Here is a 21,217-nt window from a genome sequence, read left to right on the forward strand (position 1 = left end):
GTTCCATCACTTCCAAACATAAGGATTGCCAAACACGCGAAACTAGTGAACAATTTTGTATGAGAAAGGGGGGGTTCGATGAAAATCGGGTCACGTACGCTGAAGACGGCCGTCGCCGCCGGGATCGCGATGCTCATCGCTGAGACGATTCATTTGGATTACTATGTGTTCGCAGCCATCATCGCCATTCTCAGTATTCAAGAGACGAGGAAGAAATCCTTCCGTGCCTCGTATGAACGGGTCATGGCGAGTTTGATCGCCATCGGCATGGGTGCGCTCATGTTCACGCTCCTCGGCTACTCACCGGCCACGCTTACGTTATATTTTGTCATGTTTATCCCGCTCGTACAACAGCTCAAACTGCAGGACGGGATGATCACGAGTGTCGTCATCTTGACGCATCTGTATACAGAAGGTCGATTCACGATCGAGTTGTTCATGAACGAATTACTGTTGATTGCGATCGGTGTCGGTGTCGGGCTCATCGTCAACATGTACATGCCGGCACTCGACCGGGAGATTGAACGCATCAAAGACAATATCGACCGGGCGCTCGCCGTGTATTTTTATGACATCGCGGCTTGTGTCGAGACAGGTATCTATAACGACCACGCCATGATGCTCTTGAAGACGCGCGATTATTTGAAGCAAGGAAAAGACCTCGCGCTTCGCCGGATGGGGAATTCGATCGGGAAACGGAACGAGGATATGGATTACCTCTACTTCCGGATGCGCGAGCGCCAGTATGACATCTTGAAACGAATCGTCGACAACGCCCGTGAGATCACGCTCGTCGTCGATGAGGCAAAACCGGTCGCGACGTTCCTCCGCCTTGTCGGGGACAATGTGAATGAGCGGGCCGACGCGTCGGCGTTCCTCCGTGAGCTCGATGCGACGATCGACCACTACCGAAAAAACGTACCCCTCCCCACGTCACGTGAGGAATTCGAGGTACGTTCGTCGCTGCTCAATATCTTGTCGGATGTGAAGAGCTACTTGATTTTAAAAGAGCGCTACATTCTGCTGTTAAAAGAACATGGCCATGCTCGAGAGCACCGTGCTGAGCAAAAAGATTGATACGATGACGACAACGCCGATTTGAATGATGCGCTGTCGTTTCTTTTGTTTATTTTTCATGTCGTTCCTCCATTACACGTTTGACCCCATTGTACAGAATGGAAAACGTTCGTGCAATCGTCATGAGTTTGGTATAATGACCTAGAAATGTTTGGATGGAGGGATGGTTTTTATGGTAAACGAGACACGCGTGCTCGACACGTTTTTAGGACTTGTCGGCATCGATTCAGAAACGAAAGAAGAAGCGGTCATCTGTGAGCACTTGAAAGCGGTGTTCACTGAACTCGGCTGTGACGTCTATGAGGATGACGCATCGACGAAGACAGATCATGCGGGGAACAACTTGATCATAACCGTTCCGGCTACGAAAGAAGGTGTCGACCCGATTTATTTCACGGCGCATATGGATACGGTCACGCCTGGTAAAGGCATCAAGACGAGTATCAAAGACGGCTACGTCATCACGGACGGGACGACGATCCTCGGGGCGGACGATAAGACCGGCCTCACGGCGATGATTGAGCTCGTGCGCGTGTTGAAAGAGGAAGCGATTCCGCACGGTCAAATCCAGTTCGTCATCACGGTCGGCGAAGAGTCGGGCCTTGTCGGGGCGAAAGTGCTCGATTTGTCTAAAATCGAAGCCAAGTTCGGTTTCGCGCTCGACTCGGACGGCCCGGTCGGGGACATCATCGTCGCCGCGCCGACACAGGCGAAAGTGAACGCACGGATTTACGGGAAGACGGCTCATGCCGGCGTCGCACCTGAGAAAGGGGTGTCGGCCATCCAAATCGCAGCGAAGGCGATTGCGAAGATGCCGCTCGGGCGGATTGATGAAGAGACGACGGCAAACATCGGACGGTTCGAAGGCGGTCGAGCGACGAACATCGTCTGTGATTACGTCGAGGTGTTCGCGGAGGCGCGTTCGCTCATCCAGGAGAAGATGGAAGCACAAGCGGACGCGATGAAGCAAGCGTATCTTGAGACAGCGGCCACTCTAGGTGGACGTGCGGAAGTCGACATCGACATCATGTACCCTGGCTTCAAGTTCGAAGAAGGTGACGAGGTCGTCGAAATCGCGAAAGCGGCGGCTGCTTCAATCGGCCGTCCGACGCGCATCCTTCACTCGGGCGGTGGATCCGATGCGAACGTCATCGCGGGAGGCGGCATTCCGACGGTCAACCTTGGCGTCGGCTATGAAGAGATTCATACGACGAACGAGCGGATGCCGCTCACAGAACTGTATAAAATCGTCGAGTACGTCGTCGAAATCGTCAAGCACGTCGCCACACCGAACAAGTAACCAAAAAAGAGCCGACATGACGTCGGCTCTTCGTATGTGTTCGTGCAATTATGCGGCGAACTCCAGCGACTCGAGAATAAGTTCATCGGTACAGTGAAGTTCTAGTGCTATGTCGTGAATGCGGATTGAGGTGCCTTCTTCTTGTTGATGTTTGCGATTCAACAAAGTCGCTCGTTCCCGAATCACTTGATAGACAGTGTCGGAATGGTCAACTGTTTTCATCACGGATCACATCCTTTTCAACGATTACGTTAAGTATAGCATGGAACGGTGTACAAGAAAGGACAAAATTATTTATGAAGTTACATTTTTTAGGAACTGGGTCAGGGATGCCTTCGAAACAACGGAACGTGTCCGGGCTCGGTTTGACATTACCGAAACAGACGTGGTTGTTCGATTGCGGCGAAGCGACACAGCATCAAATCCTCCATACGTCATTGAAGCCAAGGAAAGTGTCTGCTGTCTTTATCACCCATCTCCATGGCGACCACGTCTTCGGCTTGCCGGGTTTTTTATCGACGCGCTCGGCGCTCGCGGGGACGGACCCGCTCACGCTTTATGGGCCGAAAGGGATTAAGAAATGGCTCGAGATGACGCTGAACGTGACGGGGTCATATCTAGGGTATCCGTTGACCATCGTCGAGTATAGGGATGGAGACGAATTTCTCCAGGACGGTCATCGCGTCACGGTGAAAAAGCTCGAACACCGTTTTCCGTCGTACGGGTTCCGGATTGAGGCGCCGATTCGCCCAGGGACGCTCCTCGTCGACAAAGTGAAGGCGCTCGGCATCCCGAACGGGCCGATTTACGGTCAAATCAAGCAGGTTGAGACGTTCGAGTTTGAAGGGAAAACATACGCGTCTAAAGAATACGTCACAGAGCCAGTCACCGGGCCCGTCATCGCGATTCTTGGGGACACGGTGCCTTGTGAGAATGCGGAGCGGCTCGCCCGGGACGCAGATGTGCTCGTCCATGAGGCGACGTTCATGGAGGCCGAGGCAAAACTCGCCCGACAATACGGTCATTCGACGACGGTCGAGGCGGCAGCGCTCGCGAAGACGTGTCGTGTCGGTCAATTGATCGTGACACATATCTCGGCACGCTATCAAGGACGGGAGTCGGAGTTTAAGGCGGAAGTCGTCACGGCGTTCGGCAATAGCCACGTCGCGTCCGACTTTGATGAAATCATAGTGGGGGATTGATGTGACTATTCAACTTTACGTGTGGCTAGGGTTTCTCGTCATCAGCGTGTTGCTCGGCTTGCGCTTGAACCAGCTGAAAGAACCGGAACCGCGCTTCTTCTTAAAGTTCTTGTTCTACTCATTGCTCGGAATCGTCTCGTTCCCAATCGGCGGATTCCATATTCCAATCGGTTTTTTGTTATCTTTCTTGTTTTTCCCGAAACGGAACAGCCGTTACAAATGGTACGGGGCACTCGTCGGCTTCTTTTTCTTTATCGTGCTGTTGTTCGTCCCGCTGTTCGACCAATCTGAGTTTCGGGCCGAGTCGCAACAAATCGGGGCCGTCTCGATTCAAGATGATTCGTTTGACCAGATGACGAACCACATCTTGCGTCGGGTCAACGCGGAAGGGATTAAGCTCGACCGCAGCAAAATGGTGTTCACCCGGGACGGCGACTTGCAGTCACTCGAGTACTTGCTCCTCGTCGAACGTAGCAATTCGTTCCAACAGATTCGCATCACCTACGACGAATCGGGCGAATTGTCTTACCGGCAAGTCGATGAGTTGAACAAAGATTCAGGGCGTGCTTTTTTCGAAAAACTCGTCGACTTTGATCGCGTGTTAAATGCGGTCGGGGATACGGAGTGGCAAGACTTCGTGGACCAAGTGAACGCGCCGCTCGTCCAGCTCGCTTTCGACGGGCTGTACGACATGTATACGTATGAAAACGAGGCGATGTTCATGATTAACCGGGAAGGCCGCGTCGTCAAGTTTTGGCTCCAACGTGACCCGGTGCTTGCCAACAGCATCCAACTGTCGGGGCTCACCCGAGAAGGAAGGAGCACCGGAGAGCGTTATATTATTTTATACAACTATTCCATTCACCAACGAGAGGATTTGACTGACCAATGAAACGATTACTCCTGTTAGGCTTACTCGTCCCAATGCTCACGGCTTGTGCCGGGACTGGGACCGAAGAGGCAAGCGACGGATGCGCCGTCGAACCGACCATCTCTGTATACAACGCGGCGACGGAAGAGACGCTCTTCCATGAGAAGAGCGTCTGTCTCGATGAAGGGGCGACGGTCATGGATGCGCTCAAAGCGACGGAACTAGAGATTGAATCGGTAGGCGACGGAGAGATGACATACGTCACCGGAATCGATGGCATCGAGGAAAAGTCAGAAGGGCAATCATCAGGTTGGGTGTATGCATTCAACGGTAGCCCGGGCGATGAAGGTGCCGGAGCGAAAGAAGTCGAGTCGACCGATATCATTCAATGGCGTTTTGAAGAAGATGCGATTTCTTTCTTCGAATGAGGCGGATTGGGAGCGAAGACATCCGGTCACGCTCCTTTTCTTTCTTTTGGCGCATCTGTACGTCATCGTCCATTTGAACGGATCGCTTTGGCTCTTATTCGGCTTGGTCGGTCTGCTCCTCATCGAGCGCCGGTTTCCGCTGGCGATGACCGGTGTGCTCATCGCGTTCACGCTCATCTCGTTTTCCCCCGTCTTGATTGGATGGGACGTTTCGACGGCGCGGGTTACGCGTCAACTCGTCCAATTGGCGACGTTCTTGTTCGGGATGGTCTGGGTCAGTCGTTTCCTAAAGCTTGATCGGCTGTTGCCTTTACTCGAGCGTTGGCCGCGGTCGACGAAACTTCTTTACGGCGGATGGGCGCTCATTCCTTCGATGGAACGGGCCGTGCGTCTGTCCTTGAAGAGTCATGCGCGTCAAGACTGGCAGGAGGCGGTGGTCGTAGGGATTGAGAGCCAACGCGATGAGCCCGTATACGCGAAGGCGCGGCTGCGACGCCTCGGCTTGCATGACGTCACCCATCTGATTGTCATGGGGATTTGTTTCATAGCGATTTATTTAGGGTGGCCAGTCATTTGGTTACTGTATCCGTATTTAACGAAAGGAGGGCTACGCGATGGAATGGTTATCTTCCGGACAGGGACGAGTCGATGAGTGGGTGACCACCAATGGCGCGACGCCTGTCAAACTCGATTCACCGCTCGCTGGCAGGGTCGCCTCCTTGCTCATCGAGGAGGACCCGTTATATGGGTCCGAGGTCGTCGCCATCTTGCAAATCGATCACTTGCTCTACAAGCGGTTCGATGAATGCTCGAGCGGCGAACGCCAACTCGTCCGAATCGCCCATGCGCTCATGAGACGGCCTCAGGCGCTCGTGTTGAATGAGCCGTTCCGCTATCTTGACCGCTATCGTCGCGAGCACTTGACGATGTTATTGGAACGTCTCACCCAACTCGGCGTCAAAGTGGCGTATACGGAGCGCGCGCGTGAGGCCGGTGCCGCATCCGCCTTCTCAGTAGCCCCTTCAATTGGGGAAGTCGAGATTTCGGCTCGTGACGTGTCTTACCGTCATCCGCTGCAACCTGCGTATGCCGTCGAACATGCGACGTTCACAGCGGACACGCCCGGCTTGACCGTTTTGATTGGAACGAACGGGAGTGGAAAGTCGACACTACTCGAGCTGCTAGCGAAAAGCATTCGCCCGCTTCAAGGGAAAATCAAGCGAGTGGGACGCCCGCTTTATTTACCGGCCGAGGAAGAATACGGTCCATTCCCAGAGGCGTCGAACCGTCGGGTCGCCCAGCTGGCGGCCGTTCTCGTCGCGGATCTCCCGGTCGTCTTGCTCGACGAACCGACTGTCGGTCTGACAGATGAAGAGCGGCGGCATTTTTGTCGGGCGCTCCTTGAAAAGCGACAGACCGCTCAGCTTGTCTGCGCGTCTCACGATCCCGTCCTTCTCGAGCATGCCGATCGAGTCGTGTCGCTATCGAATGGCACCATCGTCTTCGATGGAACAAAAGAAGCATTCATGGAACGGAGTCTCGTATGGTCACATTCCTCGTCGGCGCTGTGATGGCGTACGGGTTAATGTCCCGGTTCGAACGGACGACAACCCCATTGGCCGTGTTGACCCAGCTGCTCGCCGTGGCCGTCATCGGTCGTTGGCTGTTCGTCGCCATTCCGAACGTCCAGCCGACGACGGCAATCATCATGTTGACCGCACTGTATTTTGGGTGGACGAGTGCCGCGATGCTCGCCTTGTTCGTCCCGGTTTTATCCGGACTGTTGCTCGGACTCGGTCCGTTCGTCTTGTATCAGTTTCTAGGGTGGCTCGTCGTCGTGACGACGGTGGTCGCGCTTCGGCGAATACTTATGAAGTCGAGACTCTTGCTCGGTCTCACTGGTCTAGCGGCGGGCTTTCTGTTCGGATGGACGACGAACGTCGCTTACGCCGAGGTGATTGGCAGTGAATTCGTGAATTTGCTCATCTTGAGCGTACCGTTCGACTTGGCCCATGGCGTCGGTAACGTTTTCTTCTTGCTCGTCTTGCGAGATCTGTTTGTTCGCATATTTGTCCAGGACGAAGGGTAAATGTTATGGAAAGAGTGAGGTGATGCATCGTGAGTGATTATATCAACGTCTATGAATTTGGCATGTTCCTCTTCATCGGATTGTTCTTCATCGGACTTCATATCTTTTTCATTCTTCGCCGCTACGTCCGGACGCGTTATGCGATGGTCGGGGTGCTCGCCGCGAGTGTCTGGCCGGCACTCATGATCGTCTTGTCCATCCAGTCCATCGACTTGGTTCAAGCGATCATGTCACGGGAAGCATCGACCGCTTCCATCCTCGCTGTCACGAGCGTGGCTGTGACCGGGCTGATGCTCCTCATTCCTGCAGTCGTCCTCATCAAGCGCCTGTTCCACGTCGTCGATTGGCCGACACGTAAAAAACCGTAAAGCGCCGCAGCGCTTTACGGTTTTTCTATGCGTTCGGAACTTGTTCCACTGCCGCGTCGGTCGGTTTTTGGAAACGTCGTAAAATTTCGAGGCTGACGGCGCGTGGCATTAGTTTCGCCGCGCCGACGAGCAATTGGTTCGATAGCCCTGGCACGATGACACGTTTATTGTTCATGACCCCTTTGTATCCGATGAAAGCGACAAGGTGCGATGGCATTTTCGATACCATCATCTCGCTGCCGGCTCGATTGAAGAAGCCTGTGTCGGTCGGACCCGGACAGAGGACGCTGACGTGAACACCGGTGCCTTTCACTTCGGCATGGAGCGCTTCGGTGAGGGAGAGCACATACGCTTTCGTCGCATAATAGACCGCCATGTATGGACCAGGCTGGAACGCTGCGACGGAGGCGACATTTAACACATGACCGTGATTGCGGCGGACCATGTCTGGCAAATAGGCCTTCGTCAATTCCGTCAAGGCGTTGACGTTCAGGCGGACTTCTTCGGCTTCGGTCTCTGCATCCAAGTCGATGAACTCCCCGGCCGTGCCGAACCCGGCATTGTTGATGAGAAAGTCGACCGTCAACCCGGCTTCTTCGATGGCGTGGGTCAGTCGCTTCGCAGCCTGATGTTCCGACAAATCGAGTGCGAAGACGTGGACGTTCACCCGGTATCGCTTTTCGAGCACTTTCTTCAATTCATGTAGGCGGGGCTCGTTTCGTGACACGAGGATGCAATCATACCCATCGCGGGCAGCCAATACGGCGAGGTCGAGACCGATGCCGGTCGAGGCTCCAGTGATTAAAGCTGTTTTGGACAAAGTGGTTCACTCCTTTAGAAAAGTCATACATTGTTACTCATTTCTTCACGAGATGTTAAATTCCTGCCTCGCTCGCATATCGAAACGTATGCTAGAGTATAGCAAGAATATGTGATTAGACTCACAAAGTCAGGAGAAGAGAATGAGATGATGATTCAGTTAATCGCGACGGCGCAAAGCGTCGCGCAAGCAGAAGCACTTATGTTAGCGGGGGCAGACCGTCTCATCGTCGGAGAATCGACGTATGGATTGCGTCACAAAGGTGACTGGTCGCTCTCGGCTGTGAGAGAAGTCACAGCGCTTGCACATCGCTATGGAAAAGAAGTCACGGTCGCCGTGAACAACTTGATGCACAACGATCAAATCGTGTCATTACCGGACTATTTGAGCGCGTTAAAAACGATTGGGGTCGACAGTGTGACGGCCGGCGACCCTGGTGCGATTTCATTAATCCGTAAAGCCAATATCCCCTATTGGTACGACGCTCAAACGCTCGTCACGTCGGCCCGGCAGATTCAATTTTGGGCGAAGCGGGAAGCGATTGGTGCCGTCGTCGCCCGTGAAGTGACGTTGACCGAACTTAATCAGATTCAGCGTCAACTTGGTCTGCCGATTGAGGTACAAGTATACGGTCCGACATGTATCCACCATTCTAAACGTCCACTCGTAACGAACTACTTCAACGAGTTAGGACGAAACGAGTCGGGGGAGATGCGTGAATATTATATAAGCGAACCGAATGATGAAACGAGCCGTTATCCGATTTACGAAGATGCGAACGGCACCCACGTCTTTTCAGAAGATTTGACGTTAATGGCCCAACTGCCCGAACTGTTCCGAAACGAGCTTCATACGTGGAAACTCGACGGGTGGCATGCCGGGGAGCGGTTCGTAGAAATCGTCGCCTTGTTTAGTCAGGCCCGCTCGCATTTGTTGAACGCCAAGTTTGACCGAATCGAGATGGAGCGGCGGTTAGCCGAACTCCAACCTGAACCGTTCCGGCTCGGGACCGGATTACTGTTACGAAATCCAGAAGAGATCAAGTGAGGGAACGATGATGAGAAAACGACCAGAGTTATTGGCACCGGCAGGAAACTTGGAGAAATTGAAGATGGCGATTCGATACGGCGCGGATGCGGTCTATATCGGCGGGCAACAGTTCGGTTTACGCTCTCGCGCCGGCAACTTCAGCTATGAGGAAATGCAAGAAGGCATTGCGTTCGCCCATGCGCATGCGGCGAAAGTGTACGTGGCCGCCAACATGGTTACGCACGAAGGCGATATCGAAGGGGCGGGCACGTTCTTCACGACGTTACGTGACATCGGGATTGATGCCGTCATCGTCTCCGATCCAGCGATGATTGAGGTCTGTCTCTCGGAAGCACCTGGGCTTCCGGTCCACTTGTCGACACAAGCCTCGGCGACGAACTATGAGACGCTTCGATTCTGGAAAGAGGAAGGGTTGGAACGGATTGTGCTCGCACGTGAAGTGTCGATGGAAGAAATCAGGGAAATGAAGCGACACGTGGACGTCGAGATTGAGACGTTCGTTCACGGGGCGATGTGCATCTCGTATTCCGGTCGATGTACGCTCTCGAACCATATGGCGCTCCGAGACGCGAACCGAGGCGGCTGTGCGCAGTCTTGTCGGTGGAAATATGGGTTTTTTGAAGCCGATGGACTTTTGACCCCGGCCATGGAAGCCCGAGACGAGGAACCGTTCTCGATGAGCTCGGTTGATTTATCGATGGTTCGTCACATTCCGGACTTGGTCGAGGCGGGCGTTGATAGTTTAAAAGTGGAAGGACGGATGAAGTCGATTCATTACGTGGCAACCGTCTGTAACGTGTATCGACAAGTGATTGACGCGTACTGTGACAATCCGGATACGTTCGTGTTCGACCCGGCGTGGGAAGAAGAGATTTGGAAGGCGGCGCAACGTGAACTTGCGACCGGGTTTTACTATGGAATACCGACGGAGAAAGAGCAACTGTTCGGACAGCGTCGGGCCATCCCGCAGTATGCGTTCGCGGCGCGCGTCATCGCGTACGACGAAGCATCAAAGACGGCCACGCTCGAACAACGGAATCACTTCCGATGTGGCGAAGAGGTCGAGTTCTTCGGACCTGGTTTTACGCGCTTCACGCAGCGGATTGAAGACATGTGGGACGTAGAAGGTAACCGAATCGAGACGGCACATCAAGCGATGATGACCGTCCGTATCGTCGTCGATCATCCAGTCGATGTTGACTTTATCATGCGGAAGCGAAAAGTCATGGCGAAGGAAGCCGTCCCTCTCAAAACGTGACACATCGCACAAGACAACATAGTCGACCGTTCCGTTCAATCTTGCTACCCTATTACCATAAGAGATGGAGGGGATGGAAGGATGAATCAAAATACGGAGCAACTCCGGACAGAGCCGATTGCGCGACTATTGTTCAAACTGTCGCTCCCAGCGATGATTGGGATGCTCGTCACGGCGCTCTATAATATCATCGATACGATCTTTGTCGCGCGTGGCATCGGGGCGTCAGCGGTTGCGGCGATTGGGATTGCTTTTCCGATTCAAATGATTCTCATGGCCGTCTCGAGTGCGGTCGGATTAGGGGGCGCATCCATCAGTTCACGGAAACTCGGAGAAGGAGATGACGCCGGTGCGGCCGTGACGTTTTTGAACGTGCTCGTCCTCGTTGGGGTGTTCGCCGCCTTTGCCGTTAGTTCGGCCTTCTTTATGCTCGATTCGATTTTGACCGTCTTCGGGGCGACGACGGCCATTATGGAACTGAGTCAACAATACTTATCGGTCGTACTGATCAGTTCGCCGTTCTTCATGTTCACCCTCGCCGCAAGTGCGATGGTTCGAGCTGAAGGGCAAGCCCCGTACCAGATGAAAGTCATGCTCACGACGGTCGTCGTGAATTTGGTGACGACCCCGCTCTTCATCTTCACGTTCGGTTGGGGCATTTACGGGGCGGCCTGGTCGACCGCGCTTGCGCAAGTCGTCGGTTCGATTCTCATGCTACGCTTTTTCTTCTCAAAAAAACGCCGAACGGCGCTCGACTTCCAATGGCGGAAGTTTCGGCTTCGTTTCGGCGAGTTGAAAGAAATTATGGCGATTGGATCCTCGTCGTTCATCATGATGGTGTCCCAATCGATTTTATTCGTTTGTGTCAACGTCATGCTCGGGACGTACGGCGGGACAGAAGAGTTGGCCATTTTCGCCATCATCAACAAGTTCATGGCACTCGTCGGCATGCCGATCATGGGCATCGTGCAAGGGATGCAACCGATTGTCGGCTATAATTTTGGCGCGCGCCAGTTCGAACGAATGCGCGAGACGATTTGGACGGCGCTTCGGGCCGGCCTCGCGATCGCCGTGTTGATTTGGCTGACACTTCAGCTGTTCCCGAACCCGCTCATGCGCATGTTCACGAACGATACCGCACTCATCGCCGGAGGGGTCACGGCGATTCATGTCCTGTTCGCCGCGTCGTTTTTACCGAGCGTCCAAATGCTCATCAACGGCATCTATCAATCGCTCGGCAAGGCACGGGTGGCGATGTTTTTATCGCTCTCGCGTCAGACGCTTTACACAATCCCGCTCGTGTTTATCTTGCCGTCTTACCTTGGCGTGTTCGGCGTATGGCTCGCGTTTCCGATTGCCGACGCGCTGACGTTTTTGACAGCGGTCGGCATGGCCGTCTGGGATCGGAAGCTGTTATTCCGCCCGGCAGAAGAGGAAGTCAAACAAGCGACCAACTTATGAAGCGACGTCCGCTCTTACAGAGCGGGCGTCTTCTTTTAAGAACAAGTATATCCCGCCGAGTAAGACGGCTGCCCCAATCAGCTGGAACGGGCCGAGCCGTTCCTCGAAAAAGAAGAAGCCGAACAACATGCCCCAGAGCGCTTCTCCGAGAATGGTGATGCTGACGACAGTGGCACTCACACGGGCAAGCGCATAATTGAATAAGTTATGCCCGAGTAGCGTCGGGAAGAAGGCGAGGGCGATGAAATACCACCAGTTGACCGTCTCAAAGGCGGCGAACGTCGTATCGCGAACGAGCAGCATGAAGCCGAGCACGATTGTCGCGACGATATAGACGCTAAACGAATAGTCGTTCGTCTTCATCTCCGTCCGGACGTGTTGTCCGACGAGCCAATAGCCGGCAATCAAGATAGCGGCCGCTAAAGCGAGCGCGTCCCCGATGAGTGCGTCCCGACCGAGCTGGAAATCACCGGCCGCGACGAGCATGCCGCCGAGAACGGCGACGAGGGCGAACGTGAGTCCTTTCGGTGTCGGTCGTTTTTTGAAGAACACGGCGTTCCCGATTAACACAAAAATCGGACTCGACGTGACGAATAGTGTCGAGCTCGCGACGGTCGTATAGTCGAGCGATAAGAACCATAACCAGAAATGGAAGGCGAGCAAGACGCCGCTCAGCCCGATCGCATAGCGGGTGTTCGTCCGCAAGGAGACGAGCGACCGATAATCGAGAAACGGCAACAGCATCAGGCTCGAGAACAACATGCGATAAAATGCGGCCGTCTCGGCTGGTGCGGACGTCCATTTGACGAAGAGGACGCTCGTTGATAAGAAAAAGACGGCAGCAAAAAGAATCAGATAAGACAATCGATGGCCCTCCTTTTGTATGTATGTAATCCTCCTAATGATATAGTAAAATGACAGAGCGACCAACATAAACTCGAATCGTGACGCAAACAATTGTAGTCGCGTCACAGAGGAAAGGAACGATATGAGACTAATCATTGCCGAGAAACCATCGCAAGCACAAAAGCTTGCGGCCCCATATCCGTCAAAAAAACGGAAAGAAGAGATTGAAATCTCGCCGTGTGCCCGTTTCCCGGAAGGGGCGATAGTCGTTTGGGCGGTCGGGCACCTGTGCGAGTTGCAAGAGCCGGCCTATTACCGACCGGAATGGAAGTCATGGAAGTACGAGGCGCTCCCGATCGTGCCGGACCGGTTCGACTATCGCATTTCGAAAGGGAAGTCAAAGCCGTTCCAGACGATCAAACGATGGCTCCATGACAAGTCGATCACGGACATCATCATCGCCTCGGATGCCGAACGCGAAGGTGAGGCGATCGTCCGGCTCATCTTGCGGTTGGCCGGGAATAAGAAGCCGCTCACGCGCCTTTGGATTTCCAGTTTGACGGAACAGGCGGTCGACCGTGGCTTCGCGAACTTGCTACCAGGAGAAGAGACGGTCCCGTACTATCACGAGGCGATGAGCCGGGCCTGTGCCGATTGGCTTGTCGGGATGAACGCTTCGCGTGCATATACGACGTTACTGAAGACGATCGGGATTGAAGACGTCTTTTCGCTCGGCCGCGTGCAGACGCCAACCCTCGCACTCATCGTCGAGCGGGAACGTGAAATAAAACAGTTCGTCCCAGAACCGTATTTTGAGGTCGAGGCGACGCTTCAAAAATCACGGGCGACCTTCAAAGCAAAATATACGGTCGGGAAGACAACGAAATTGAAGACCCGGCAAGAAGCGGACGACGTCGTCAAACGCGCTTCCGGTCAAGCGGTCGTCCAATCGATTGATACGGAAGAGAAAATCGAACAACCGCCGTTTTGGTTCAGTTTGTCCGGCTTGCAAGCCGAGGCTGGGAAACGATTCGGGTTCGGTGCAAAAAAGACGCTCGATGTGGCCCAAAAGTTGTACACAAAAGGTTGGATCAGCTATCCGCGGACGGACTCCGGATTCGTGACGCCAGACGAGGCGACGCTCTTCCCGGTGACGAAGGCCCGTCTGTTGAAGTCTTCGGCTTATGCCGAGCTCGCGCCTTTCTTGACCGAGAATCCGGCGTCCAATAAACGTTACGTCAACGCGAAAAAAGTGAGTGACCACTATGCGATCATTCCGACGGAGGCGTGCGGGGACGTGATGCGGTTGAGCGGGGACGAGGCGAAGCTTTACGATTTAATCAACCGACGATTCCTCGCCGCGTTCGCCAAACCGGCAAAGCTCGAGAAGACGACGGTCGATTTAATGGACGGGAACGATTTGTACCGGGCAAAAGGGACGGTCGTCGTCAGTCCGGGGTATCGTCAAGTCGTCGAGATGAAATCAAAAGACGTCGAACTGCCTGCCCTTGAAAAAGGAGAGGTGCTCGCTGAACGAAAAGTCGAAGTACTGTCAAAGCAGACCGAACCACCGAAACGGTACACGGAAGGGGCACTCATCTTGGCGATGAAAGTCGCCGGCCGCCAGCTAGACGATGATGAGTTGATTCATATCATGAAAGAGGTCGAAGGGCTCGGGACGGAAGCGACTCGAGCGAACATCATCGACGGGTTGAAAAAGCGCGGGTACGTCATGCTTCAAAAGAAAGAGCTCGTCCCGACGGACAAAGGGCGACTGCTCATCGACGTCCTCGGAGACAGCATCCTTGCTTCCCCGGCGATGACAGCGAAATGGGAGAAGCGACTTCATGAAATCGGTCAAGGCGCGGCCTCTGCCGCCGAGTTCATCGATCAAGCGAAGAAGATGTCTATCCATCTCGTCGATGAGGCGAAAAATCGAGTCGGATCAGCCAACCCGGAAGGCTATACGATTGAACCGAGACGCGGTTCGCGTAAAGGCCCGGGCTCGAGTCGTCCAAAACCGTCGTTCGGCGTATGCCCGAGTTGCGGGAAAGCACTCGTCGAGCATCCGAAATTCATCGGGTGCAGCGGTTTTCGAGACGGCTGCAAATTCACGATGTCGAAGCAAGTGCTCGGAGTCGGTATCTCGAAAGACGAGTTGAAGCAGATGATCGGTGGGGGCCAGTCGAACGTTCATACGTTTACGAAAGGGGAAAAGACGTTCAATGCCGCCCTTTATCTCGAGGATGGGGCGCTTCGATTCGAGTTCAAATGAAAACAAGACCGTCCTCATGGGCGGTCTTGTTTCTCTTCTTGCTCTTTTTCTAAAATGCGGCGATTGATCTCGTCATAATCGAGGACGATGTCATCCTTGTTATCTTTATAAGCGTATCCTTTTTGGATGACAACGACAGAGGCGATTAAGACGAGCAAGATAATCAAGCCGCTCACGGCGAATATCCATCCCATCCGGCATCCCTCGCTTTCATAATTCTAGTATGCCAAACTCTGCATCATTTCTCCACGCTTGAACCCGACGAACTGTCACAAGTTTGAAATGGGCGGACCGCCGAATAAATATGATACAATAACTCTTAGATGAACATTGACTGAGAAGGTAGGGATGATGATGGCGATTATGATTGTGGATGATGAACCGGTCAACACGATGGTTCTCGAACAATTATTGCATCAACACAATTACGAGACAATCGCTGTCTCAAGCGGTGAAGCTGCGCTCGAGCTCCTCATGGATCCGCAGGCACCGTCACTGTATGACCTTGTCTTACTCGATGTCGAGATGCCCGGTATTTCAGGTATCGAGACGTGTAAGCGAATTCGTCAGATGGCCGGGTACGAAGAACTGCCGGTGATCATGGTGTCGGGGCGAACAGAAGAAAAACAAATTGCCGAAGGACTCGACGCCGAAGCGTCGGACTATACGACGAAGCCGATTAAAATTACGGAATTGCTTGCCCGGATTCGTTCGGCTTTGCGCTACAAGGCAGCCGTCGATGAACGAAAAAAATATGAGGCGCGACTGCAGTACGACCTCGACTTGGCGCAAAAGATTCAACAAAGCGCGTTGACGCCGCCAATCAGCAATGGTGAGATTGATGTGCGCGCGCTCTATTTACCGTCTAAAAAATTGGCGGGCGATATGTACGCTTGGTTCCAAGTCGCCCCGGACCGCTATGGCGTCATCATCTTCGACGTCATGGGGCACGGCGTCTCCTCGGCGCTCATCACGATGGGCATCCGTTCGATTTTGCCAGGGCTCGTCGGGAACGTCCAGTACCCGGTTGACGTCATGAGCGAATTGAACCGACAGATGACTTTCTTGTTCTCTGGGGACGACATGCAAAGTTACTTCACAGCCGTCTACTGTTACATCGATACGACGAACCGCCGAATCGAATACGTCAACGCGGGCCATCCGCCGGTCATCGTCACGTCAGATGAAGGCGTCTGTCACCTGGAGACGACCGGGGTGCCGGTCGGCATGTTCGTAGAACCGAACTATGAGGCGAAAGAGATTGAGATGCAGTCGGGGATGGTCTTGCATATGTACACAGACGGATTGATGGAGTGCTACAGTAAAGACATCGACGATGGCATCCGTTGGCTCGAGAAAGACATCGCCACATACGGTGTCGGCTATGCCGACCACGTCGCCGAACGTCTCGTTCCGAAAATCGAGATTGAAGATGACCTTTGTCTCGTCACGGTCAAACTCATGTAAGGTGATCGAAAAGGAGCGTCATTCCGGAAGGGATGACGCTCCTTTGTTTTCCTTGCTTCAGCCGCCCTGTCCGGCACGCCGCTTTCGTGTCGGCGGGCGTCGAGCCGTATCGCGAAACGCTGCTCGGTCTCGCTGATTCGCTAGTCGGTGTGCCCTAGGGTGGCGCGTCATTCCGGACGATGCTGGCTGTAACCAGCCAACATGGAGACGATCTCGCTGCTGTCCAACCTACCGAACATGAAACTGAGCCTGTATGTGGTCCTCTATGACCTGTTGATTCCGGCCGATGTCATGTAGCAAGTCGGGCCAGTCACCTTTATCACATTCTCAGACTCGAATAGATTGAGGCTTTATCTTCGGCATTCGAAGCCGAAGATAAAGACAAACGGCCACCGAATGGCAACCGTTTGCGTCGCTCGTCCGAGGCGCCCCGAATCCTGCAGGAAAGCAATCCAACGGAGACCCAGCAGCGACGCGAGTCGCGATGCGGCTCCGGGATTGCCTGCGGAAAGCGTGGGCGCCGGAAGGACGAGCGATGTTAGTCATGTTAGTCAACAAATTAAGCAACCACACGTAGTGATTGCTTTCTGTCTAAAAATACCGTTTCCGCCATAAGATGTAGAATGCGAGGCTCGAGAATCCGAGCATGAGCGTGATGGCGATGACGAAGCCGATCTCTTGTCCTTCGAACGGCACTTCGACGTTCATCCCGAAAATCCCAGAGATCATCGTCGGGATGCTCAAGACGATCGTGATGGACGCCAAGAACTTCATGACGAAGTTGACGTTGTTCGAAATGATTGAGCCGAACGCTTCCATCTTGATGCTGATGATGTCGTTATAAATCGACGCCATCTCCATCGCCTGACGGTGCTCGACGAACACATCGTCGAGTAGCTCCTCGTCCTCTTCATGCTTCTCGAGACTCGGCGTCTTGACGATTCGGTCGAGGACACTGTCATTCGCCTTCAAGGACGTCATGAAGTAGACGAGAGATTTCTGTAAGTTCATCAATTGAAAAATTTCTTGGTTTCGCATCGATCGTTGCAACTCTTGCTCGAGTTCATCCATCCGCCGGTCGATTTGACGCAAAAAGCGCAAATACGTCATGCTGACGCGGTGCAGAATTTGAAAGACGAATCGGCTGCGATAGTTCGTCCGGAACAAGCGGGCTTTTCCGGTCGAAAACAAGTTCAATACGTCAAGTTCTCGTGAACAGACGGTAATGAAATGTCTCCCGGTCACGATGATACCGAGCGGGATCGTGTTGTAGGCTCTTCCCGTATCGTCTTCTTCAACGTACGGTACGTCGATGATCATGAGGAGGCCTTCATCATCTTTTTCAAACCGTGGTTTTTCTTCAATATCGAGCGGGTCATAGACGAAGTCTTCCGGGATGCCGGAGGCGGCGATGACTTGATCGGCCTCGTCTTTCGTCGGATTGACGAGCTGAATCCAACTGCCTTTTTCAAAGTCTGCAATCTCGTCGACATGTCCTGACGCGTCGGTCCGGTAAATCGTTAGCATAGTTCTCCTCCTACCTTAGCTCAACTTCATTATAGGTAGGCGTTTAGGGGAGCGCAATCGGAAAGAAGGAGATTTTTTCTTTTCTGGCGAAAACGTGCTACAGTGAGGAAGAATGGATTGACATTTAGACAAAGGAGGGATGGAGTTGTCACAAACGCCCAAGCATGCTCTGTTTAACGAAGAAAAGTTGGCGGAGCTCCATCAAATTGCCGGCGGGAATAAAGATTTTCTAACGAAAATCGCTCGAACGTACTTGAAACAGTTTGAGGACAAGTTTCCTGAATTGAAGCAAGCGGTCCAACGTGAGGACCACGAACAAGTCGAACAACTTGCCCACCTGTTAAAAGGTGCATCGTATTCGGTCGGTCTCGAACAGACGGCCGAACAGTTCCACACGCTCGAACGAGCGGGGGAAGAGGAGGTTTCGGACGATTTAGATCCGGTGCTCGATACGATCGAACAACAAATGGAACGATTTTCGGTGGAATGGGATGACCATTTCGACCGATTCAATTAAATCATAAGGGTCCCGCCATTCCTGGCGGGACCCTTTGTCTTAAGCGAGAAACTCGTCGAGCGTCGCAATCAAAATCCCGATTTCGGGTTTCGTGATTTGGGCGTTCGCACCGACAGCCTCTCCTTTATGTTTCAAATCGTCCGAGATGAGCGAGGAGAAGATGATGATCGGAAGGTCGCTGTACTGCTCCATCTCCCGGAGACGTTTCGTCAAATGCAAGCCGTCCATCTGTGGCATCTCGATGTCCGTGATGAGCAGGTCACAACTCGCCCCGTCCACCTCGAACGCCTCGAGTGCTTCCTTCCCGTTATTAAAGATCGTCGTGTTGAAATAGCCTGCATCGTCGAGCGTATCGATGATGAGCGTACGGAGCATCTCCGAGTCTTCGGCGAGCCAAATCTGTTTATGCGATCGTTCACGGGCACCGAGGCGTTTCACCGACTCCCGAGCCATGATATCTTTTCGTGACAATTCGAGGGCGATTCGTTCGTAGTCAAGTAAGATGATCATTTGGTCGCCCGTCTTGACGACGCCGTTCGTGATGCCTTGCATGCCGCGCGCCAAGTCAGACGGCGTATCGATTTGTTCCCAAGAGATTCGTTTAATCTCGGTCACTTGATCGACCCGAAGCACCGACTTCTCCCCGTTGAACTCACAGACGATTAAACGGTCGCCTTCGCCGACTTCACGCGGATGACCGATGACCATCGGCAAATCGATGACAGTCATCACTTCTCCACGTAGTTCGATGAGCCCCATGATGGCCTCCGGCGTCCCCGGCAGCGGGGTGAGCGGAAGCATTGTGATGATTTCTCTGACTTTCATGACGTTGATCCCGAAAATGAACGGGCCCGATTGGAAAATGACGATCTCGAGCTCATTCGTGCCTGCTTCAAGTAAAATGTTATGGTCCATGCTCATTCGTAGTCCCTCCTAGTTCACGTACTCTCTTCTTCTCTATCGGTCGAACGGGCCGGACTCTTCAGTTGAAAAGTGTCAATCTGGAGACGGATTTCACAAAAAGTTGCCACGTAACCGTTTACATTACATAAACTGAATCTTTATAGTTGTTCATCCGAATTAATTTTGCATACAATGGGGATGGCAACGAGATATCAAAGCTTACTCAGGAGGCAGATAGAGATTATGAGTATGAACACGTATCCATATTTAATCAATGGACAATGGCAGGAATCAACAACCAACGAGACGATTGAACTCGTTTCCCCTTATACAGAAGAAGTTGTCGGCAGCGTACAGGCAATGTCACGTGATGAAGTCGACGAAGCCATTCATGGCGCCAAACGTGCACAACAAGAGTGGGCAGCGCTTCCGGTCAACAAGCGTGCTGAACTCCTTTACGCATGGGCAGATAAGTTAGAAGAGCGTGTCGATGAGATTGGTCAAATCATCATGCGCGAAGTCGGGAAAAACTTGAGCGACGCGAAGAAAGAAGTCGTCCGGACAGCGGAAATCATCCGTTACACGGCTGAAGAAGGTCTTCGCTTCACGGGCGGGTTCATGCAAGGCGATTCGTTCCCGGGTGGTTCGAAAAACAAGATGGCAATCATTAAAAAAGAGGCGCTCGGTGTCGTCCTCGCCATCTCGCCGTTCAACTATCCGGTCAACTTGGCGGCAGCCAAGATTGCACCGGCACTCATCACAGGAAACGCCGTCGTCTTCAAACCGGCGACACAAGGCGCGATCAGTGGGGTGAAAATGGTCGAGGCGCTTCAAGACGCGGGTCTTCCGAGCGGTCTTTTGAACCTCGTCACGGGACGGGGCTCGGTCATCGGTGACTATTTGACGTCGCATCCGGGCATCGACATGATCACGTTCACGGGCGGCACGGGGACAGGGCAACACTTGTCTCAACAAGCTTCGATGGTACCGGTCGTCTTAGAGCTCGGAGGGAAAGATCCGGCGCTCGTCTTAGAAGACGCCGACTTCACGCTTGCTGCCGATCAAATCGTCAGCGGTGCGTTCTCGTACTCTGGACAGCGCTGTACGGCGATCAAGCGTGTCTTTGTGCTCGAACACCAAGCGGACGAGCTCGTCGGTATGTTGAAAGAGCGCGTCGAGAAGCTCTCGGTCGGTTCGCCGGTCGACAATAGCTTCATCGTGCCGCTCATCGACAAGAAGTCGGCGGATTACGTGCAAGGCTTGATTGACGATGCCGTCAACAAGCAGGCGACGGTCGTACACGGCAACGAACGCGACGGCAACTTGCTTCACCCGACGCTCCTTGACCACGTCACACGTGAGATGCGTGTCGCATGGGAAGAGCCGTTCGGACCGGTCTTGCCGATCATCCGTGTCTCGTCACTTGACGAGATGATTGAGCTTACGAACGAATCAGAGTTCGGCCTTCAAGCGAGTGTGTTCACGCAAAACGTGAACAACGCCTTCACTGTGGCCGACAAGCTCGACGTCGGGACGGTTCAAGTGAACGGACGCACAGAGCGCGGCCCTGACCACTTCCCGTTCATCGGCGTGAAGCAGTCAGGTCTCGGCGTTCAAGGGATTGGACGCAGTCTCGAGACGATGACGCGCGATAAAGTGACGGTCATCAACTTATAATTTGTCAGGAGAGGAGACATCCTCTCCTTTTTTTGTGTCATTGAAATCCAATCTTTCAGACGGGTATAATGGGTGGAGATA

Annotated in this window: 22 protein-coding genes; 16 read left to right on the top strand and 6 right to left on the bottom strand. The window is 53.4% G+C overall.

Features of this window, described 5'->3' with window-relative positions; translation table 11 throughout:
- Nucleotides 1-78 precede the first annotated feature (78 nt).
- Entirely contained in the window at nucleotides 79-1,077 is a 999-nt protein-coding gene (locus KNP76_RS04325) for an aromatic acid exporter family protein (protein WP_034805996.1), read from the top strand.
- 172 nt (nucleotides 1,078-1,249) lie between these two features.
- Complete coding sequence (locus tag KNP76_RS04330) at nucleotides 1,250-2,377, top strand: M20/M25/M40 family metallo-hydrolase (protein ID WP_034805998.1); 1,128 nt, start codon at nucleotides 1,250-1,252, stop codon at nucleotides 2,375-2,377.
- A gap of 48 nt (nucleotides 2,378-2,425) precedes the next feature.
- On the opposite strand, the gene KNP76_RS04335 is transcribed toward KNP76_RS04330, so the two are convergent.
- The gene (locus tag KNP76_RS04335; RefSeq protein WP_167331260.1) at nucleotides 2,426-2,599 is read right to left on the bottom strand and encodes a hypothetical protein; all 174 of its coding nucleotides are present in this window, start codon (nucleotides 2,597-2,599) and stop codon (nucleotides 2,426-2,428) included.
- Between the two features lie 74 nt (nucleotides 2,600-2,673).
- Between KNP76_RS04335 and rnz the strand changes: the two genes are divergently transcribed.
- From rnz to KNP76_RS04370, 7 genes are read left to right on the top strand one after another with little or no spacing between them, the layout of a single operon-like run.
- Nucleotides 2,674-3,579 (top strand): ribonuclease Z, encoded by a 906-nt coding sequence (gene rnz / locus KNP76_RS04340; RefSeq protein ID WP_034818138.1) that lies wholly within the window; start codon nucleotides 2,674-2,676, stop codon nucleotides 3,577-3,579.
- Between the two features lies 1 nt (nucleotide 3,580).
- Nucleotides 3,581-4,471, top strand: a complete 891-nt coding sequence (locus tag KNP76_RS04345; protein ID WP_214842959.1) for a hypothetical protein — start codon at nucleotides 3,581-3,583, stop codon at nucleotides 4,469-4,471.
- Nucleotides 4,468-4,878: a DUF4430 domain-containing protein gene (locus KNP76_RS04350; RefSeq protein WP_034806005.1), complete on the top strand. Its 411-nt coding sequence runs from the start codon at nucleotides 4,468-4,470 to the stop codon at nucleotides 4,876-4,878. Before KNP76_RS04345 ends, KNP76_RS04350 begins: the two co-directional genes overlap by 4 nt.
- Nucleotides 4,856-5,530: a hypothetical protein gene (locus tag KNP76_RS04355; RefSeq protein ID WP_034806006.1), complete on the top strand. Its 675-nt coding sequence runs from the start codon at nucleotides 4,856-4,858 to the stop codon at nucleotides 5,528-5,530. The genes KNP76_RS04350 and KNP76_RS04355 overlap by 23 nt, the downstream gene beginning before the upstream one ends.
- Nucleotides 5,493-6,449, top strand: a complete 957-nt coding sequence (locus KNP76_RS04360) for an ATP-binding cassette domain-containing protein (protein WP_214842966.1) — start codon at nucleotides 5,493-5,495, stop codon at nucleotides 6,447-6,449. The genes KNP76_RS04355 and KNP76_RS04360 overlap by 38 nt, the downstream gene beginning before the upstream one ends.
- Complete coding sequence (locus KNP76_RS04365) at nucleotides 6,422-6,967, top strand: hypothetical protein (protein ID WP_214842968.1); 546 nt, start codon at nucleotides 6,422-6,424, stop codon at nucleotides 6,965-6,967. Before KNP76_RS04360 ends, KNP76_RS04365 begins: the two co-directional genes overlap by 28 nt.
- 29 nt (nucleotides 6,968-6,996) lie before the next feature.
- Nucleotides 6,997-7,335 carry a hypothetical protein gene (locus tag KNP76_RS04370; RefSeq protein ID WP_156028832.1) on the top strand — a complete coding sequence of 113 codons (339 nt, stop codon included), beginning with the start codon at nucleotides 6,997-6,999 and terminating at the stop codon, nucleotides 7,333-7,335.
- A 25-nt stretch (nucleotides 7,336-7,360) separates the two neighbouring features.
- On the opposite strand, the gene KNP76_RS04375 is transcribed toward KNP76_RS04370, so the two are convergent.
- The gene (locus KNP76_RS04375; protein ID WP_214842970.1) at nucleotides 7,361-8,155 is read right to left on the bottom strand and encodes an SDR family NAD(P)-dependent oxidoreductase; all 795 of its coding nucleotides are present in this window, start codon (nucleotides 8,153-8,155) and stop codon (nucleotides 7,361-7,363) included.
- Between the two features lie 111 nt (nucleotides 8,156-8,266).
- Between KNP76_RS04375 and KNP76_RS04380 the strand changes: the two genes are divergently transcribed.
- The 3 genes from KNP76_RS04380 to KNP76_RS04390 all read left to right on the top strand — a co-directional run bounded on the left by KNP76_RS04380 (nucleotide 8,267) and on the right by KNP76_RS04390 (nucleotide 11,924).
- On the top strand, nucleotides 8,267-9,202 hold the full coding sequence (locus tag KNP76_RS04380) for a peptidase U32 family protein (protein WP_371816155.1): 936 nt from the start codon (nucleotides 8,267-8,269) through the stop codon (nucleotides 9,200-9,202).
- A gap of 10 nt (nucleotides 9,203-9,212) precedes the next feature.
- Complete coding sequence (locus KNP76_RS04385) at nucleotides 9,213-10,463, top strand: peptidase U32 family protein (protein WP_214842972.1); 1,251 nt, start codon at nucleotides 9,213-9,215, stop codon at nucleotides 10,461-10,463.
- Between the two features lie 81 nt (nucleotides 10,464-10,544).
- Entirely contained in the window at nucleotides 10,545-11,924 is a 1,380-nt protein-coding gene (locus KNP76_RS04390) for an MATE family efflux transporter (protein WP_214842974.1), read from the top strand.
- On the opposite strand, the gene KNP76_RS04395 is transcribed toward KNP76_RS04390, so the two are convergent.
- Complete coding sequence (locus KNP76_RS04395; protein WP_214842976.1) at nucleotides 11,919-12,788, bottom strand: DMT family transporter; 870 nt, start codon at nucleotides 12,786-12,788, stop codon at nucleotides 11,919-11,921. The genes KNP76_RS04390 and KNP76_RS04395 overlap by 6 nt on opposite strands.
- A 124-nt stretch (nucleotides 12,789-12,912) precedes the next feature.
- On the opposite strand from KNP76_RS04395, the gene KNP76_RS04400 reads away from it, so the two are divergent.
- Nucleotides 12,913-15,045 (top strand): DNA topoisomerase III, encoded by a 2,133-nt coding sequence (locus tag KNP76_RS04400; protein ID WP_214842978.1) that lies wholly within the window; start codon nucleotides 12,913-12,915, stop codon nucleotides 15,043-15,045.
- 14 nt (nucleotides 15,046-15,059) lie between these two features.
- On the opposite strand, the gene ytzI is transcribed toward KNP76_RS04400, so the two are convergent.
- Complete coding sequence (gene ytzI, locus KNP76_RS04405) at nucleotides 15,060-15,239, bottom strand: YtzI protein (protein WP_034806018.1); 180 nt, start codon at nucleotides 15,237-15,239, stop codon at nucleotides 15,060-15,062.
- A gap of 160 nt (nucleotides 15,240-15,399) precedes the next feature.
- Here ytzI and KNP76_RS04410 point away from each other — a divergent pair, with 160 nt between their 5' ends.
- Nucleotides 15,400-16,512 carry a PP2C family protein-serine/threonine phosphatase gene (locus KNP76_RS04410; RefSeq protein ID WP_214842980.1) on the top strand — a complete coding sequence of 371 codons (1,113 nt, stop codon included), beginning with the start codon at nucleotides 15,400-15,402 and terminating at the stop codon, nucleotides 16,510-16,512.
- A 591-nt stretch (nucleotides 16,513-17,103) separates the two neighbouring features.
- Here KNP76_RS04410 and KNP76_RS04415 read toward each other — a convergent pair.
- Nucleotides 17,104-18,039 (bottom strand): magnesium transporter CorA family protein, encoded by a 936-nt coding sequence (locus tag KNP76_RS04415; RefSeq protein WP_034806021.1) that lies wholly within the window; start codon nucleotides 18,037-18,039, stop codon nucleotides 17,104-17,106.
- A gap of 139 nt (nucleotides 18,040-18,178) precedes the next feature.
- Between KNP76_RS04415 and KNP76_RS04420 the strand changes: the two genes are divergently transcribed.
- Nucleotides 18,179-18,556, top strand: a complete 378-nt coding sequence (locus KNP76_RS04420; protein WP_214842982.1) for an Hpt domain-containing protein — start codon at nucleotides 18,179-18,181, stop codon at nucleotides 18,554-18,556.
- A gap of 39 nt (nucleotides 18,557-18,595) precedes the next feature.
- Here KNP76_RS04420 and KNP76_RS15985 read toward each other — a convergent pair whose 3' ends face one another.
- Nucleotides 18,596-19,477 (bottom strand): chemotaxis protein CheV, encoded by an 882-nt coding sequence (locus KNP76_RS15985; RefSeq protein ID WP_034805146.1) that lies wholly within the window; start codon nucleotides 19,475-19,477, stop codon nucleotides 18,596-18,598.
- 222 nt (nucleotides 19,478-19,699) lie between these two features.
- Between KNP76_RS15985 and KNP76_RS04430 the strand changes: the two genes are divergently transcribed.
- Nucleotides 19,700-21,136: an NADP-dependent glyceraldehyde-3-phosphate dehydrogenase gene (locus KNP76_RS04430; protein WP_214843116.1), complete on the top strand. Its 1,437-nt coding sequence runs from the start codon at nucleotides 19,700-19,702 to the stop codon at nucleotides 21,134-21,136.
- The last annotated feature ends 81 nt before the right edge of the window (nucleotides 21,137-21,217 follow it).

The sequence above is a fragment of the Exiguobacterium sp. s150 genome, from assembly GCF_018618435.1.
GTDB lineage: Bacteria > Bacillota > Bacilli > Exiguobacteriales > Exiguobacteriaceae > Exiguobacterium > Exiguobacterium alkaliphilum.